This window comes from Candidatus Clostridium radicumherbarum, assembly GCF_045310525.1.
GTDB classification, from domain to species: Bacteria; Bacillota; Clostridia; order Clostridiales; family Clostridiaceae; genus Clostridium_AT; species Clostridium_AT radicumherbarum.
Genome location: NZ_JBJHZY010000001.1, coordinates 1 through 14,086 on the forward strand (window position 1 = coordinate 1; position 14,086 = coordinate 14,086).

28 protein-coding genes, 2 tRNA genes and 2 rRNA genes are annotated in these 14,086 nt (G+C 35.1%); all 32 read left to right on the plus strand.

Going from position 1 to position 14,086, the window contains the following annotated elements:
• A 23S ribosomal RNA gene (locus ACJDUH_RS00005) occupies nucleotides 1-182 on the plus strand; the annotation flags it as partial.
• Nucleotides 183-316: 134 nt separating this feature from the next.
• Nucleotides 317-433 (plus strand): 5S ribosomal RNA (gene rrf / locus ACJDUH_RS00010).
• A gap of 3 nt (nucleotides 434-436) precedes the next feature.
• Nucleotides 437-511: transfer RNA gene (locus tag ACJDUH_RS00015), tRNA-Glu, on the plus strand.
• An 8-nt stretch (nucleotides 512-519) separates the two neighbouring features.
• A tRNA-Leu gene (locus tag ACJDUH_RS00020) sits at nucleotides 520-603 on the plus strand.
• Nucleotides 604-942: 339 nt separating this feature from the next.
• Nucleotides 943-1,251: a 30S ribosomal protein S10 gene (gene rpsJ, locus ACJDUH_RS00025; RefSeq protein ID WP_252131656.1), complete on the plus strand. Its 309-nt coding sequence runs from the start codon at nucleotides 943-945 to the stop codon at nucleotides 1,249-1,251.
• Between the two features lie 83 nt (nucleotides 1,252-1,334).
• Nucleotides 1,335-1,964, plus strand: a complete 630-nt coding sequence (rplC, locus tag ACJDUH_RS00030) for a 50S ribosomal protein L3 (protein ID WP_406763098.1) — start codon at nucleotides 1,335-1,337, stop codon at nucleotides 1,962-1,964.
• A 25-nt stretch (nucleotides 1,965-1,989) separates the two neighbouring features.
• On the plus strand, nucleotides 1,990-2,610 hold the full coding sequence (gene rplD, locus ACJDUH_RS00035) for a 50S ribosomal protein L4 (RefSeq protein WP_406763099.1): 621 nt from the start codon (nucleotides 1,990-1,992) through the stop codon (nucleotides 2,608-2,610).
• Nucleotides 2,610-2,903, plus strand: a complete 294-nt coding sequence (gene rplW / locus ACJDUH_RS00040; RefSeq protein ID WP_406763100.1) for a 50S ribosomal protein L23 — start codon at nucleotides 2,610-2,612, stop codon at nucleotides 2,901-2,903. The genes rplD and rplW overlap by 1 nt, the downstream gene beginning before the upstream one ends.
• A 58-nt stretch (nucleotides 2,904-2,961) precedes the next feature.
• Nucleotides 2,962-3,795 carry a 50S ribosomal protein L2 gene (gene rplB / locus ACJDUH_RS00045; protein WP_406763101.1) on the plus strand — a complete coding sequence of 278 codons (834 nt, stop codon included), beginning with the start codon at nucleotides 2,962-2,964 and terminating at the stop codon, nucleotides 3,793-3,795.
• A 76-nt stretch (nucleotides 3,796-3,871) separates the two neighbouring features.
• Nucleotides 3,872-4,156 carry a 30S ribosomal protein S19 gene (rpsS, locus tag ACJDUH_RS00050; protein WP_406763102.1) on the plus strand — a complete coding sequence of 95 codons (285 nt, stop codon included), beginning with the start codon at nucleotides 3,872-3,874 and terminating at the stop codon, nucleotides 4,154-4,156.
• Nucleotides 4,157-4,179: 23 nt separating this feature from the next.
• The gene (rplV, locus tag ACJDUH_RS00055) at nucleotides 4,180-4,515 is read left to right on the plus strand and encodes a 50S ribosomal protein L22 (protein WP_406763103.1); all 336 of its coding nucleotides are present in this window, start codon (nucleotides 4,180-4,182) and stop codon (nucleotides 4,513-4,515) included.
• A gap of 16 nt (nucleotides 4,516-4,531) precedes the next feature.
• On the plus strand, nucleotides 4,532-5,197 hold the full coding sequence (gene rpsC, locus ACJDUH_RS00060) for a 30S ribosomal protein S3 (protein WP_406763104.1): 666 nt from the start codon (nucleotides 4,532-4,534) through the stop codon (nucleotides 5,195-5,197).
• 17 nt (nucleotides 5,198-5,214) lie between these two features.
• On the plus strand, nucleotides 5,215-5,658 hold the full coding sequence (gene rplP / locus ACJDUH_RS00065) for a 50S ribosomal protein L16 (protein ID WP_406763105.1): 444 nt from the start codon (nucleotides 5,215-5,217) through the stop codon (nucleotides 5,656-5,658).
• Nucleotides 5,648-5,860 (plus strand): 50S ribosomal protein L29, encoded by a 213-nt coding sequence (gene rpmC, locus ACJDUH_RS00070; RefSeq protein WP_406763106.1) that lies wholly within the window; start codon nucleotides 5,648-5,650, stop codon nucleotides 5,858-5,860. The genes rplP and rpmC overlap by 11 nt, the downstream gene beginning before the upstream one ends.
• A gap of 22 nt (nucleotides 5,861-5,882) precedes the next feature.
• A complete protein-coding gene (rpsQ, locus tag ACJDUH_RS00075) occupies nucleotides 5,883-6,137 on the plus strand; it encodes a 30S ribosomal protein S17 (protein ID WP_406763107.1) in 255 nt (84 codons plus the stop codon).
• Nucleotides 6,138-6,164: 27 nt separating this feature from the next.
• Nucleotides 6,165-6,533 (plus strand): 50S ribosomal protein L14, encoded by a 369-nt coding sequence (gene rplN, locus ACJDUH_RS00080; protein WP_406763108.1) that lies wholly within the window; start codon nucleotides 6,165-6,167, stop codon nucleotides 6,531-6,533.
• 18 nt (nucleotides 6,534-6,551) lie between these two features.
• Nucleotides 6,552-6,875, plus strand: coding sequence for a 50S ribosomal protein L24 (gene rplX, locus ACJDUH_RS00085; RefSeq protein ID WP_406763109.1), 324 nt, complete (start codon nucleotides 6,552-6,554; stop codon nucleotides 6,873-6,875).
• A 22-nt stretch (nucleotides 6,876-6,897) separates the two neighbouring features.
• A complete protein-coding gene (rplE, locus tag ACJDUH_RS00090; RefSeq protein WP_406763110.1) occupies nucleotides 6,898-7,440 on the plus strand; it encodes a 50S ribosomal protein L5 in 543 nt (180 codons plus the stop codon).
• Between the two features lie 16 nt (nucleotides 7,441-7,456).
• Nucleotides 7,457-7,642, plus strand: coding sequence for a type Z 30S ribosomal protein S14 (locus ACJDUH_RS00095; RefSeq protein WP_406763111.1), 186 nt, complete (start codon nucleotides 7,457-7,459; stop codon nucleotides 7,640-7,642).
• 33 nt (nucleotides 7,643-7,675) lie between these two features.
• On the plus strand, nucleotides 7,676-8,074 hold the full coding sequence (gene rpsH, locus ACJDUH_RS00100) for a 30S ribosomal protein S8 (protein WP_406763112.1): 399 nt from the start codon (nucleotides 7,676-7,678) through the stop codon (nucleotides 8,072-8,074).
• 22 nt (nucleotides 8,075-8,096) lie between these two features.
• Nucleotides 8,097-8,639, plus strand: coding sequence for a 50S ribosomal protein L6 (gene rplF / locus ACJDUH_RS00105; RefSeq protein WP_406763113.1), 543 nt, complete (start codon nucleotides 8,097-8,099; stop codon nucleotides 8,637-8,639).
• Between the two features lie 71 nt (nucleotides 8,640-8,710).
• On the plus strand, nucleotides 8,711-9,070 hold the full coding sequence (rplR, locus tag ACJDUH_RS00110; RefSeq protein WP_406763114.1) for a 50S ribosomal protein L18: 360 nt from the start codon (nucleotides 8,711-8,713) through the stop codon (nucleotides 9,068-9,070).
• 17 nt (nucleotides 9,071-9,087) lie between these two features.
• The gene (gene rpsE / locus ACJDUH_RS00115) at nucleotides 9,088-9,585 is read left to right on the plus strand and encodes a 30S ribosomal protein S5 (protein ID WP_406763115.1); all 498 of its coding nucleotides are present in this window, start codon (nucleotides 9,088-9,090) and stop codon (nucleotides 9,583-9,585) included.
• A gap of 12 nt (nucleotides 9,586-9,597) precedes the next feature.
• Nucleotides 9,598-9,777: a 50S ribosomal protein L30 gene (gene rpmD, locus ACJDUH_RS00120; RefSeq protein ID WP_406763116.1), complete on the plus strand. Its 180-nt coding sequence runs from the start codon at nucleotides 9,598-9,600 to the stop codon at nucleotides 9,775-9,777.
• 17 nt (nucleotides 9,778-9,794) lie between these two features.
• Nucleotides 9,795-10,235, plus strand: coding sequence for a 50S ribosomal protein L15 (gene rplO, locus ACJDUH_RS00125; RefSeq protein WP_406764983.1), 441 nt, complete (start codon nucleotides 9,795-9,797; stop codon nucleotides 10,233-10,235).
• Nucleotides 10,236-11,513: a preprotein translocase subunit SecY gene (secY, locus tag ACJDUH_RS00130; protein WP_406763117.1), complete on the plus strand. Its 1,278-nt coding sequence runs from the start codon at nucleotides 10,236-10,238 to the stop codon at nucleotides 11,511-11,513.
• A 19-nt stretch (nucleotides 11,514-11,532) separates the two neighbouring features.
• Entirely contained in the window at nucleotides 11,533-12,183 is a 651-nt protein-coding gene (locus tag ACJDUH_RS00135; RefSeq protein WP_406763118.1) for an adenylate kinase, read from the plus strand.
• On the plus strand, nucleotides 12,183-12,929 hold the full coding sequence (gene map, locus ACJDUH_RS00140; protein WP_406763119.1) for a type I methionyl aminopeptidase: 747 nt from the start codon (nucleotides 12,183-12,185) through the stop codon (nucleotides 12,927-12,929). Before ACJDUH_RS00135 ends, map begins: the two co-directional genes overlap by 1 nt.
• Nucleotides 12,930-12,942: 13 nt before the next feature.
• Nucleotides 12,943-13,224: an RNA-binding protein gene (locus tag ACJDUH_RS00145; RefSeq protein ID WP_406763120.1), complete on the plus strand. Its 282-nt coding sequence runs from the start codon at nucleotides 12,943-12,945 to the stop codon at nucleotides 13,222-13,224.
• A 7-nt stretch (nucleotides 13,225-13,231) separates the two neighbouring features.
• Entirely contained in the window at nucleotides 13,232-13,450 is a 219-nt protein-coding gene (infA, locus tag ACJDUH_RS00150) for a translation initiation factor IF-1 (RefSeq protein WP_406763121.1), read from the plus strand.
• Nucleotides 13,451-13,465: 15 nt separating this feature from the next.
• Nucleotides 13,466-13,579, plus strand: coding sequence for a 50S ribosomal protein L36 (gene rpmJ / locus ACJDUH_RS00155; protein ID WP_003373491.1), 114 nt, complete (start codon nucleotides 13,466-13,468; stop codon nucleotides 13,577-13,579).
• 125 nt (nucleotides 13,580-13,704) lie between these two features.
• Nucleotides 13,705-14,076 carry a 30S ribosomal protein S13 gene (gene rpsM, locus ACJDUH_RS00160; protein WP_406763122.1) on the plus strand — a complete coding sequence of 124 codons (372 nt, stop codon included), beginning with the start codon at nucleotides 13,705-13,707 and terminating at the stop codon, nucleotides 14,074-14,076.
• The last annotated feature ends 10 nt before the right edge of the window (nucleotides 14,077-14,086 follow it).

The following is a 14,086-nucleotide window of genomic DNA, read 5'->3' on the forward strand; positions in this document are numbered from 1 at the left end:
GGTAGCTATGTTAGGAAGGGATAAACGCTGAAAGCATCTAAGCGTGAAGCCCACCTCAAGATAAGATTTCCCATAGCGTAAGCTAGTAAGACCCCTTGAAGAACACAAGGTTGATAGGTTAGAGGTGTAAGCATGGTGACATGTTCAGCTGACTAATACTAATAGGTCGAGGGCTTGACCAAATAATTTAATCTGTGCAATTTTGAGAGATCAAATGTCTAAATGACATTTGATGGGTAATTTAGCCCATGGGAATGGGCGAGTTCAAATTACCCAGTATACAAACTTTCTAATTTCTTATGTAATGTAAGAAATAGTTGGTGATGATGATGCAAAGGTTACACCCGTTCCCATACCGAACACGAAGGTTAAGCTTTGAGATGCCGATGGTACTGCTTGGGCGACTAAGTGGCAGAGTAGGTAATCGCCAATAAATGGCTCCTTGGTCAAGCGGTTAAGACACCACCCTTTCACGGTGGTAACAGGGGTTCGATTCCCCTAGGAGTCACCATATATTATGCAGGCGTGGCGGAAATGGCAGACGCACTAGACTTAGGATCTAGCGCCTACGGCGTGGGGGTTCGACTCCCTTCGCCTGCACCAAAGTTAAGAACTTCTTGAGATTATTTTTTAAGAAGTTCTTTTCTTTATTTTAAATGAATATGCTTAATTTCTCTACGGTATGACAAGAATAAAAAAATACTTGTCAAAGAAATAGTTCTATTGTATAATATAATAGTTGCGATGTTATAACAGCGATGAAGCAAGAGGTAGCCGACTTCCGGGAAATTCTTTGCTGAGTATGCTTGGTCAAGAACTAAGCGACGGAGTTTTGTAAAGTGTTTATTGCGTTTTCTTATATGAAACACCCGGAGCAGTTTACGGAACATCCGCTGTTGTGCGTAGGAAGTAAAGCGTGCGATGAAAAGGAGGGAAAATAAAATGGCAAAACAAAAAATCAGAATCAGGTTAAAGGCTTTTGATCACAATATATTGGATCAATCAGCTGAAAAAATCGTTGAAACTGCAAAATCAACAGGAGCTAAGGTGGCTGGACCAGTTCCACTACCAACTGAAAAAGATGTTATTACAATCTTAAGAGCTCCACATAAGTACAAAGATTCAAGAGAGCAGTTCGAAATTAGAACACATAAGAGATTAATAGACATAATCAGTCCATCACCAAAGACTGTTGATGCTCTAATGAGATTAGACTTGCCAGCAGGTGTTGATATTGAAATAAAACTTTAGTCGTACATAAGATTGTACGAAATTAATTTGAACTATTATGATTGCTAGGCAATCCGCTAATATGTTTAGGAGGTGCAAAGGTTATGAAAAAAGCTATACTAGGTAAAAAGCTTGGTATGACTCAAATATTTGATGAAAACGGAAAAGTAATTCCAGTTACTGTTGTTGAAGCAGGACCATGCGTTGTAATTCAGAAGAAAACTGTTGAAAATGATGGTTATGAAGCAATACAGGTAGGTTTTGGTGAAGTAAGAGAAAGTTTAAGAAACAAGCCAATGAAGGGACACTTCACAAAGGCAGGGGTTTCCTTAAAAAGATATGTAAAGGAATTAAGACTTGAAAATTCCGCAGAATATGAGGTTGGTCAGGAAATAAAGGCTGACGTATTTGCAGCAGGAGATAAAGTTGACGTTTCAGGAATATCAAAAGGAAAAGGATTTGCTGGAGTTATAAAAAGATGGAACTTCCATAGAGGACCTGAGACTCACGGATCTAAATTCCATAGAGCTGTTGGTTCAATGGGTGCATCATCTTATCCATCAAGAACATTTAAAAATAAAAAAATGCCAGGACACATGGGTAATGTTAATACTACAGTATTAAATCTAAAAGTTGCAAAGGTAATGCCAGAAAAGAATTTAATTCTTATCAAAGGTGGAATACCTGGTCCAAATAAGGGTTTAGTAGTAATCAAAAACTCTGTTAAAGCTTAAGTTTTGGTAGAAAGGAGGATACAGAATGCCTACAGTAGGATTGTTTAATAAAGAAGGACAAAAAGTTGGAGATATCCAATTATCAGAAAACATATTTGCTGCTCCAATTAACACATATGCAATGCATCAAGTTGTTGTTGCTCAGCTTGCAAATAAAAGACAGGGAACTCAATCAGCAAAGACTAGAGCTGAAGTTTCTGGAGGTGGTATAAAGCCTTGGAGACAAAAGGGAACTGGTAGAGCTAGACAAGGTTCAACAAGATCACCACAATGGATTCATGGTGGTATTGTATTTGCACCAAAGCCAAGAGATTATAGTATGTCAATACCTAAGAAAATGAGAAGAGTTGCACTAAAAGCTGCTTTATCAACAAAGGTTGTTGACAATAACCTAATTGTTTTAGAGAGCTTAGAGTTAGCTGCCCCTAAGACTAAGGAAGTTGCTGCAATGCTTAATGCTTTTGATGTAAAGAAAACATTAATAATTACTGCAGAAGTAAATGAAAATGTTTATAAGTCAGCAAGAAATATTGAAGGTGTAGAAATTATACCAGTTAATAATATTAATGTTTATGACTTATTAAAATATGAAAAATGCATAGTTACTAAAGATGCTGTATCTAAGATTGAGGAGGTGTATGCATAATGAAGCTAACTAATTATGATATTATTAGAAGACCAGTAATAACTGAAAAAAGTATGGCTTCTATGTCAGATAAAAAATACACTTTCATAGTTGACGTACATGCAAATAAAACTATGGTAAAAAGTGCAATTGAAGATGTTTTCGGTGTAAAAGTTGATGAAGTTAAAGTTATGAACATCATGGGTAAGAACAAAAGAGTTGGTGTTCATATGGGTAAGAGACCAGATTACAAGAAAGCTATTGTTAAATTAACTGCAGATAGCAAATCAATAGAGTTCTTTGAAGGAATGTAATTAATAATGCAGGTATTGGCTGAGCGCCAGAAAAGCTAAAAGAAGGAGGGAATCACGAATGGCAGTTAAAAAGTTTAATCCTACCACACCTTCTAGAAGACAAATGACTATGCCTACTTTCGAAGAGATAACAACAGACATACCAGAAAAATCTCTTCTTGTAGCAAAAAAGAAGACTGCAGGTAGAAATAATCAAGGTAAAATAACTGTTAGACATCACGGTGGTGGTGCAAAACAAAAATATAGATTAATTGATTTCAAAAGAGATAAGGATGGTATTCCAGCAAAGGTTACTACAGTAGAATACGATCCAAATAGATCAGCATATATAGCACTTGTTACTTATGCTGATGGTGAAAAGAGATACATCATTGCTCCAGTAGGACTTAAGGTTGGAGATAAAGTTGTATCTGGTGCTGATTCTGATATAGTTGTTGGTAATACATTACCATTAAAGAATATACCAGTAGGTACTATAATTCACAACATTGAATTAACAGCTGGTAAAGGAGCACAACTAGTAAGAAGTGCAGGTGCTTCAGCACAGCTTATGGCTAAGGAAGGAAATTATGCAACTCTAAGACTTCCAAGCGGCGAAATGAGATATGTTCGTATTGAATGCAGAGCTACAATCGGTACAGTTTCAAACTTAACTCATGAAATTGTTAACCTTGGTAATGCAGGAAGAAAGAGGCACTTAGGTGTTAGACCAACTGTTAGAGGATCTGTTATGAATCCTAATGACCATCCACATGGTGGTGGAGAAGGTAAATCTCCAATAGGTCATCCAGGACCACTTACTCCATGGGGCAAACCAGCTCTTGGTTATAAGACTAGAAAGCATAAGAAGTACTCTGATAGATTAATAGTTAAGAGAAGGAATACTAAATAATTTAGAAGAGAATGTTTAATTCTCTTCCTAAATTATTGTCTAATATAAGATGGTAGAATGAAGGGAGGCAATATCTGTGAGTAGATCAGTTAAGAAAGGACCTTTTGTTCATGAGGGATTATTAAAGAAAATAAATGAAATGAACAAAGTTGGAGAAAAGAAAGTTATTAAGACATGGTCTAGAAGTTCAACTATATTTCCACAAATGATTGGTCATACAATAGCTGTACATGATGGAAGAAAGCACGTTCCTGTTTACATATCAGAAGATATGGTAGGGCACAAGTTAGGAGAATTTGTACTAACTAGAACTTATAGAGGTCATGTAGATAGAACAGAAAAGAAGACTGGAATAAAATAGTCTTGGGAAGGAGGTCACAATCAATGGAAGCTAAAGCTATTGCAAAATATATAAGAATGTCTCCAATGAAGGTTGGAATTGTTCTTGATCTAGTAAGAAATAAGAATGTTAAAGAAGCTTTTGCTATATTACAATACACTCCGAAGGATGCTGCTGTAGTAGTTAATAAACTATTAAAATCTGTTGTAGCTAATGCGGAAAATAATTTAAACTTAGACGTTAATAGACTATATGTGGCTGAAGCATATGTAGGTCAAGGACCAGTATTAAAAAGGTTTAGACCACATGCACAAGGAAGAGCTTTCAGCATAAAGAAGAGAACAAGTCACATAACTCTAGTAGTTAAAGAAAGAGCGTAAGAAGGAGGGATATCTAGTGGGACAAAAAGTACATCCACACGGACTAAGAGTTGGTGTAATAAAAGATTGGGATGCTAAATGGTATGCTAATAACAAAAACTTTTCAGATTATATTATAGAAGATAATAAAATTAGAGAATTTGTAAAAGCAAAACTATTCCAATCAGGAATATCAAAAATAGAAATAGAAAGAGCTGCTAAGAGAGTTAAACTTAACATATTTACTGCAAAACCTGGTATGGTTATTGGTAAAGGTGGCCAAGGAATTGAAGCACTAAAAAAAGAGTTAATTTCTATGGTTGGAGATAAAACACTTTTAATTAACATTGTTGAAGTGAAAAATCCTGAGACTGAAGCTCAATTAATGGCTGAGAATATTGCTCAACAATTAGAAAAAAGAATAGCTTTTAGAAGAGCAATGAAACAAACTATTCAAAGAGCAATGAAGCAAGGAGTTAAGGGAGTTAAAACTGAGTGTTCTGGAAGACTTGGCGGAGCTGAAATTGCAAGGTCTGAAAGATATCATGAAGGAACAATTCCACTACAAACTTTAAGAGCTGATATAAATTATGGATTTGCAGAAGCTGACACTACCTATGGAAAAATAGGAGTTAAGGTTTGGGTTTATAAAGGAGAAGTACTTCCAACAAAGAAAGTTAATAAGGAAGTAGCTAACGCATAAGGAAGGAGGATTACGATATGTTAATGCCTAAAAGAGTTAAACATCGTAAGGTTCAACGCGGCAATATGAGAGGAAAAGCTACAAGAGGAAACTTTATAGCTTACGGAGATTTTGCCATTCAAGCTACTGAACCAGGATGGATTACAAGTAATCAAATTGAATCTGCGAGAATTGCAATAAATAGATATGTTAAAAGAGGGGGAAAACTTTGGATAAAGATTTTCCCAGATAAACCAGTTACTGAAAAGCCAGCTGAAACTCGTATGGGTTCCGGTAAAGGTTCACCAGAATTCTGGGTAGCAGTTGTTAAACCAGGAAGAGTTTTATTTGAATTATCAGGTGTGTCTGAAGAAGTTGCTAGAGAAGCAATGAGACTTGCATCACACAAACTTCCAGTTTCAACTAAGTTTGTTACTAGAAGAGATTTTGAGGAAATGGGTGGTGAGATTAATGAAGGCTAATGAGTTAAGAGATATTAGAGAAAATACTCCTCAAGATTTATCAGAAAAATTAAATAGCCTAAAAGCTGAGTTATTTAACTTAAGATTTCAACTAGCTACTGGGCAACTTGAAAATCCAATGAGAATTAGAGAAGTTAAAAAATCCATAGCCCAAATTAAGACCATCCTTAGGGAAGCTGAATTAAGGGCATTAAGACAGTAATACTGGAAGGAGGAGTGTCCAAGTGGAAAGAGGAATAAGAAAATCAAAAATCGGTAGAGTTGTTTCAGATAAAATGGATAAGACAGTAGTTGTTGCTGTTGAAACGAAAGTACGTCATCCACTATATGGTAAGACAATGAATAGAACTACTAAGTTTAAAGTTCATGATGAGAATAATGAAGCAAAATTAAATGATAGAGTTTTAATAATGGAAACAAGACCATTATCAAAGGATAAAAGATGGAGACTTGTTGAAATAGTTGAGAAAGCTAAATAGCTTTAACACTGAAAGGAGGGTATTTACATGATACAGCAACAAACAATGTTAAAGGTAGCTGATAACACTGGTGCAAAGGAAATTATGTGCATTAGAGTTTTAGGTGGATCTTGGAGAAAGTATGGAAACATTGGTGATGTAATAGTTGCTAGCGTTAAAAGTGCAACACCAGGCGGAGTTGTTAAAAAAGGTGATGTGGTAAAGGCAGTAATTGTTAGATCTGTAAAAGGATTAAGAAGAGCTGACGGATCCTATATAAAGTTTGACGAAAATGCAGCAGTTATAATAAAAGATGATAAACAGCCAAAGGGGACTCGTATCTTTGGACCTGTTGCTAGGGAGCTAAGGGATAAAGAATATACAAAGATTCTTTCATTAGCACCTGAAGTTCTATAAGACAGGGAGGTGGCTATAATGGAAAATAATAAATTACATGTTAGAAAAAAAGATACTGTAATGGTTATATCAGGTAAGGACAAAGGCAAAGTTGGCGAAGTTCTAGCAGTATTACCTAAGACAGGTAAAGTTCTAATAAAAGGTGTTAATATAATTAGCAAGCATACAAAACCAAGCAAAACAAATATGCAGGGTGGAATTGTTAAGAAAGAAGCACCAATATTTAGTTCTAAAGTTATGTTATATTGCAATCACTGCAAGAATGTAACAAGAATAAGCCATAAGATACTTGATGATGGAACTAAAGTTAGAGTATGTAAGAAGTGCGGAGAAACATTTTAATGTTTGAAAGGAGGTATAACTAATGGTTCCTAGACTACAAGAAAAATATGAAAAAGAAGTTGTTCCAGCTTTAATGGAAAAGTTTGGATATAAAAATATAATGGAAGTTCCAAAGCTTGATAAAGTTGTTGTAAATATGGGCGTTGGAGAAGCAAAAGAAAACGCAAAGGTTCTTGAATCAGCTATGGCTGATATGCAATTAATTACTGGCCAAAAGCCAATATTAACAAGAGCTAAAAAATCAGTAGCAAACTTCAAAATAAGACAAAACATGCCAATAGGCTGTAAGGTTACTCTAAGAAAGAGCAGAATGTTTGAATTTGCTGATAAGCTTATGAATGTAGCTTTGCCAAGAGTTAGAGACTTTAGAGGAATTTCAGATAAGTCTTTTGATGGAAGAGGAAATTACTCCTTAGGTATTAAGGAACAGTTAATTTTCCCAGAAGTTGAATATGATAAAATTGACAAAGTAAGAGGTATGGATATAATATTTGTTACTACTGCGAAGACTGACGAGGAAGCAAGAGAATTATTAAGATTCCTTGGAATGCCATTTGCTCAGTAATTAAGGAGGGAAAAACGTGGCACGTAAAGCTTTGATAGAAAAGTGGAATAAAGAGCCTAAGTATTCAACTAGAGCTTACACTAGATGCAGAATTTGTGGAAGACCACATGCTGTATTAAAAAAATTTGGAATATGCCGTATTTGTTTTAGAGAGCTTGCATACAAAGGTCAAATACCTGGATGTAAGAAAGCAAGCTGGTAATAGAACTTATTGAATGAAAGGAGGCACAAATCAATGGCAATGACAGATCCTATTGCAGATTTACTAACCCGTATTAGAAATGCTAATGTGGTTAGACATGAAATGGTAGAAATTCCGTCTTCAAATATAAAGAAGGCTGTTGCAAATATAATGCTACAAGAAGGATATCTTAAAAACATAGAGGAATATAATGATGGTTCCGTACCTATGTTAAGACTTACAATGAAATATGGTGCTAATAAGCAAAGAACAATAACAGGACTTAGAAGAATTTCTAAGCCAGGACTTAGAGTTTATTGTGGAAAAGATGAGACTCCAAAGGTGCTAAATGGACTAGGAGTTGCAGTAATTTCTACTTCTAAGGGAATCCTTACTGATAGAGATGCAAGAAAATTAGGACTAGGTGGAGAAGTTATCTGCTACATCTGGTAGTTTAACAGAGGAGGTGTAATCAATGTCAAGAATAGGAAAACTTCCAGTAGCTATACCAACCGGTGTTAATGTTACAATAACACCAGATAACGTTGTTACTGTAAAAGGACCTAAAGGCCAGCTTGTTAAAGCTATGAGCACAAAAGTAAATATAGCTCTTGAAAATAATTCAATAGTTGTAACTAGAAATAATGATGAAAAAGAACAAAAGGCTCTTCACGGTTTAACTAGAGCTTTAGTTAATAACATGGTTACTGGTGTTACAACAGGATACCAGAAAACTTTAGAGTTAGTTGGTGTTGGTTATAGAGCAACACTTCAAGGTAAGAAATTAGTATTAAGCCTTGGATATTCTCATCCAGTTGAAATAAATGCAGTTAATGGAATAGATTTTGAAACCCCAGCTCCTACAAAAATTATCGTTAAAGGTATTGATAAAGAATTAGTTGGAGCTATAGCAGCAGATATTAGAACTTGGAGAAAACCTGAGCCATATAAAGGTAAGGGTATTAAGTATGATAATGAAGTTATCAGACGTAAAGAAGGTAAAACTGGTAAGAAATAAATGAGGTAATCATAAGTCAATGCGTATAAAGTAATTTAGAGTATTGACAAATAGAGAAAGGAGTGTACTTCATGATTAGAAAAGATGATAGACAAGAAGCTAGAGTTAGACGTCATTTAAGAATTCGTAAAAAGGTTTCTGGAACTGCTGAAAGACCTAGATTAGCAGTATATAGAAGTGAAAGAAACATATATGCTCAAATCATTGATGATGTTGCTCAAGTAACTTTAGCCGCAGCTTCAACATTAGATAAAGATTTTAACGGTGTTGGAAGTAATAAAGCAGCAGCTAAAGAAGTTGGTAAGCTTATTGCCATGAGAGCAGCAGAAAAAGGAATTAAGTCTGTAGTATTTGATAGAGGCGGATTTATATATCACGGAAGAATACAAGAACTTGCAGAAGGCGCAAGAGAAAATGGACTAGAATTCTAAAAAAAGGAGGGAAATAAATGAGAATTGATCCTAGCACACTAGAGCTTAAAGAAAAAGTTGTTTTTATAAATAGAGTTGCTAAGGTTGTTAAAGGTGGTAGAAATTTCAGATTCAGCGCTCTTGTAGTTGTTGGAGATGAAAATGGCCACGTTGGCGTTGGCATTGGAAAATCAATAGAAATTCCTGAAGCTATAAGAAAAGGTATTGAAGATGCAAAGAAAAATCTTGTTAATGTACCTATCGTTGGAACAACAGTTCCTCATCAAATAGCTGGAGAATTTGGTAAAGGTAAAGTTCTTATAATGCCTGCTTCCGAAGGTACTGGAGTAATTGCAGGAGGTCCTGCTAGAGCAGTTCTTGAACTTGCAGGATTAAAAGATGTTAGAGCTAAGTCTCTTGGATCTAATAATCCAAGAAACATGGTTAATGCTACTATTAATGGTTTAGCAAGTCTAAGAACAGCTGAAGATATAGCTAAGCTTAGAGGCAAGACCGTTGAAGAAATTCTAGGTTAGGAGGGTTTGACTATGGCTAAGTTACAGATTACACTAAAGAAGAGTCTAATAGGAAGATTAGACAGTCATATAGCTACAGCTAACGCTCTTGGACTAAGAACAATTGGTAAGAGCGTTGAAAAAGAGGATACTCCTCAAATAAGAGGTATGATAAATAAAATAAACTATCTTTTAGAAGTAAAAGAAGTATAATTGAGGAGGTGTAGATGATGAGACTTCAAGATTTAAAACCTGCTGAGGGCGCTAAAAAAAGTCCTAAAAGAGTTGGTAGAGGAACTGGATCAGGATTAGGTAGAAATTCCGGAAAAGGTGAAAAAGGACAATGGTCTAGATCAGGCGGCGGAGTAAGACTTGGATTCGAAGGTGGTCAGATGCCTTTATTTAGAAGACTTCCAAAGAGAGGTTTTACTAACATATTTGCAAAACAATATGCCGCTATAAATATTGATAGATTAAATATTTTTGAAGATGGTACTGTTGTAACACCAGAATTATTACTTGAAAAAAGAGTAGTAAGCAAATTATATGATGGTGTAAAAGTACTTGGAAATGGGGATTTACAGAAGAGCTTGACAGTTAAAGCAGCGAAATTTACTAAAACTGCAGCTGAGAAAATACAAGCGGCTGGGGGAAAAATTGAGGTGGTATAAATGTTATCAACCCTACGTAATGCATGGAGAACTCCCGACTTAAGGAAAAAATTATTATACACTTTATTCTTCGTTGCAATATATAGAATCGGAAATCATATTTTAGTTCCAGGAGTTGACAATACTGCACTGCAGAACATTGCTAACTCAGGAACTCTACTAGGATTTTATGATTTAATTTCAGGTGGTGCTTTCAGTAAGTTTAATATCTTTGCAATGGGTGTTATTCCGTATATTAACGCATCTATTGTTCTTCAGTTATTAACTATTGCAATACCTTATTTAGAGCAGCTTTCTAAAGAGGGTGAAGATGGAAGAAAAAAGATTCAAAATTATACTAGATATGCAGCGGTTGGATTTGCTATATTACAGTCTTTTACGACTTATGTGTTAATAGCAAATCAACATGCGCTAAAAGACACTTCAGCTTTGAGTGTATTTATTATAATGTTGACTGTTACAACAGCCTCCATATTCCTAATGTGGCTAGGTGATCAGATAACAGTTAAAGGACTTGGTAATGGTATTTCTCTTTTAGTTTTTATTAATATTATATCAAGACTTCCTTTATCAATTTATCAAGTTGCGGGACTCCAAAAGGCAGAAGAAGTTAACGTAGTACAGGTTATAATGTTTATAGCAGTTATCGCAGTCTTATTATTAGCAGTTATTGTGATGAGTATGGCTGAAAGAAGAATACCTGTTCAATATGCAGGGAAAACAGTTGGGAATAAGTCTTTTAAAGGACAATCAACTCATATACCGATAAATATGAATGCTACTGGAGTTATTGCGATTATCTTCGCAACTTCAGTTATGCAATTTCCAGCTACAATTGCACAGTTTTGGCCAAATTCAACTGTGTTTCAAGTAATAACAACCGGGAAATTTAGTCCATTTAAAACTAACTCATGGATGTATTCCATTGTGTTCTTTTTATTGATATTATTCTTTTCCTGGTTTTATGCACAAGTTACATTTAAACCTGATGAAATGGCTGAAAATATGCATAAATCCTCTGGTTTTATTCCAGGAATAAGACCAGGTGATAATACAGCAAAGTATATTGAAAAAGTTTTGACTAGAGTAGCACTAATTGGCGGAGCTTTTGCTGCAATTATTGCTGTTTTTCCAGTAATTATGCAGGGGTATACTAAATTCCAAGGTATTCAATTTGGAGGAACTAGCTTATTAATTATGGTTAGTGTCGCATTGGATACTATGAGACAAATGGAATCCCATTTAGTAATGCGTCATTATCACGGATTTTTAAAATAACTTTCTGGAGATGGTGCAATTGAAAATAGTATTATTAGGGCCTCCTGGAGCTGGGAAAGGCACTCAAGCAAAATCAATAAGCAGTAAATTTTCAATATCTCACATATCTACTGGTGATATCTTCCGGAAGAATATTTCGGAAATGACACCCCTAGGTATTGTTGCAAAGAAGGACATTGATAAAGGGCAATTAGTATCTGATGAAATCACAATCGTCTTAGTTGAGGAAAGATTAGAGCAGCCGGATTGTAGAAATGGTTACTTATTAGATGGTTTTCCACGTACAATTGTGCAGGCAAAAGCTTTTGACCAGTACTTAGAAAAGAAGAATGAAGAACTAGATTATGTTTTATTAATTGATGTCCCACATGAATTTATCATCAATCGTATGAGTGGAAGAAGAGTTTGTCTCTCTTGCGGAGCAAGTTATCACAAAACATTTAATCCTCCTATTGTAGAAGGAAAATGTGATTACTGCGGCAGTAATATTGTTCAAAGAGTAGACGATATGGAAGACACTGTAAAACGAAGACTTGAGATTTATGATCTACAAACTCAGCCTTTAATTAATTATTACAAGGAGAAAAATAAGCTTGTAGTTGTTGATGGAACTCAATCAATAGATGATGTATTTAAGAATATTTGTGAGATCCTAGGGAGAGATATTTAATGATAATAATAAAAAATGATTTAGAAATAGAGTATATGAGGAATGCGGGTAGGCTTGTTGGAGAAACCTTAGCAAGACTTGAACAAGTAATAAAGCCAGGAATAACCACGGCTGAAATTGATAGAATAGCAGAAGAGTTCATTGTGAGTCATAATGCAAAGCCATCGTTCAAAGGTTATCATGGGTTTCCTGCTTCCATATGTGCTTCTGTTAATGAAGAAGTAGTACATGGATTTCCAAGTGGCAGGGTATTAGAGGAAGGTGACATAATAAGTATTGACTGTGGGGCTATATTAAATGGCTACCAAGGAGATGCGGCAAGGACTATTCCCGTAGGAAAAGTTTCTGCAGAGGCAGAGAAGCTAATTCAAGTTACTAAAGATAGCTTTTTTAAGGCTGTAGAAAAGGCCTATGTAGGTAATAGACTTACTGATATATCTGCTGCAGTACAAAATTATGTTGAAAGCTATGGATATTCAGTTGTTCGTGACTTTGTAGGTCATGGCATTGGTAGAGATATGCATGAAGATCCTGAGGTACCTAACTTTGGAAGACCAGGAAGAGGGCCCAAACTAGTACATGGCATGGTATTAGCTATTGAGCCAATGGTTAATATAGGTAATTATGATGTGAAAGTTCAGGCTAATGACTGGACTGTTGTAACAGCTGATGGCAGCCTGTCAGCACATTATGAAAATACTGTAGCCATTTTAAAGAACGGACCGGAAATTCTAACACTTGTCTAATGAGGTGGTTTATTTGACTAATTTGGATTTAATGGGAAGGCTAGCTTATTCAATATCTGGTAGAGATAAAGATAAACTTTTTATAATACTAGGTATAATAAATAAGGATTATGTCTATATTTCAGATGGGAAGCTAAGGCCTGCAGAAAGACCTAAGAAGAAAAAGATAAAGCACCTAAATATTACAAATGATACTGTTGAAGAAATTAAAGAAATTTTAGAAGCAGGAGATAAGGTTAGTAATAGTACAGTAAAAAAGGTTATAGAAAGAATGAGCTCTAAGGAGGAGGTTTGATTACCTTATGTCAAAAGATGATGTAATTGAAATGCAGGGTAAGGTATTAGAAGCACTACCTAATGCTATGTTTAGAGTTGAATTAGAAAGTGGTCACGAAATACTGGCACATTTATCAGGAAAATTAAGAATGAATTTCATAAGAATTATACCAGGTGATAAAGTTACTGTGGAGTTATCTCCATATGACTTAACTCGCGGTAGAATAACTTGGAGAGCGAAGTAATAAGGAGGGTTAGCCATGAAAGTAAGACCATCAGTAAAACCAATTTGTGAAAAGTGCAAGGTTATAAAGAGAAAAGGAAGAGTCATGGTTATTTGTGAAAATCCTAAGCACAAGCAAAAGCAAGGCTAGTAAATGTTAATACTGTTTTAGGTGCGGCTGACAATAGATGAAATCTATTGACCTAAAGCTTTAATATATATATATTCATTAATAAGTATGTACTTTTGATTAAAACCTAGGAGGTGTAAGATTTAATGGCAAGATTAGCAGGTGTTGACCTACCAAAGGAAAAAAGAGTTGAAATAGGTCTAACATATATATACGGTATAGGATTACCAAGTTCAAAAAATATACTAAAAGAAACTGGAGTTAATCCAGATACAAGAGTAAAGGACTTAACTGAAGAAGAAGTTAATGCACTTAGAGACTACATTAACAAGAACTTCAAGGTTGAAGGAGATCTTCGAAGAGACGTATCTCTTAGCATTAAGAGATTAGTTGAAATAGGATGTTATAGAGGAATAAGACATAGAAAAGGACTTCCTGTTAGAGGTCAAAGAACAAAGACTAATGCAAGAACAAGAAAAGGCCCAAAGAGAGCTATGGGGGCTAAAAAGAAGAGATAATAGGGAGGTA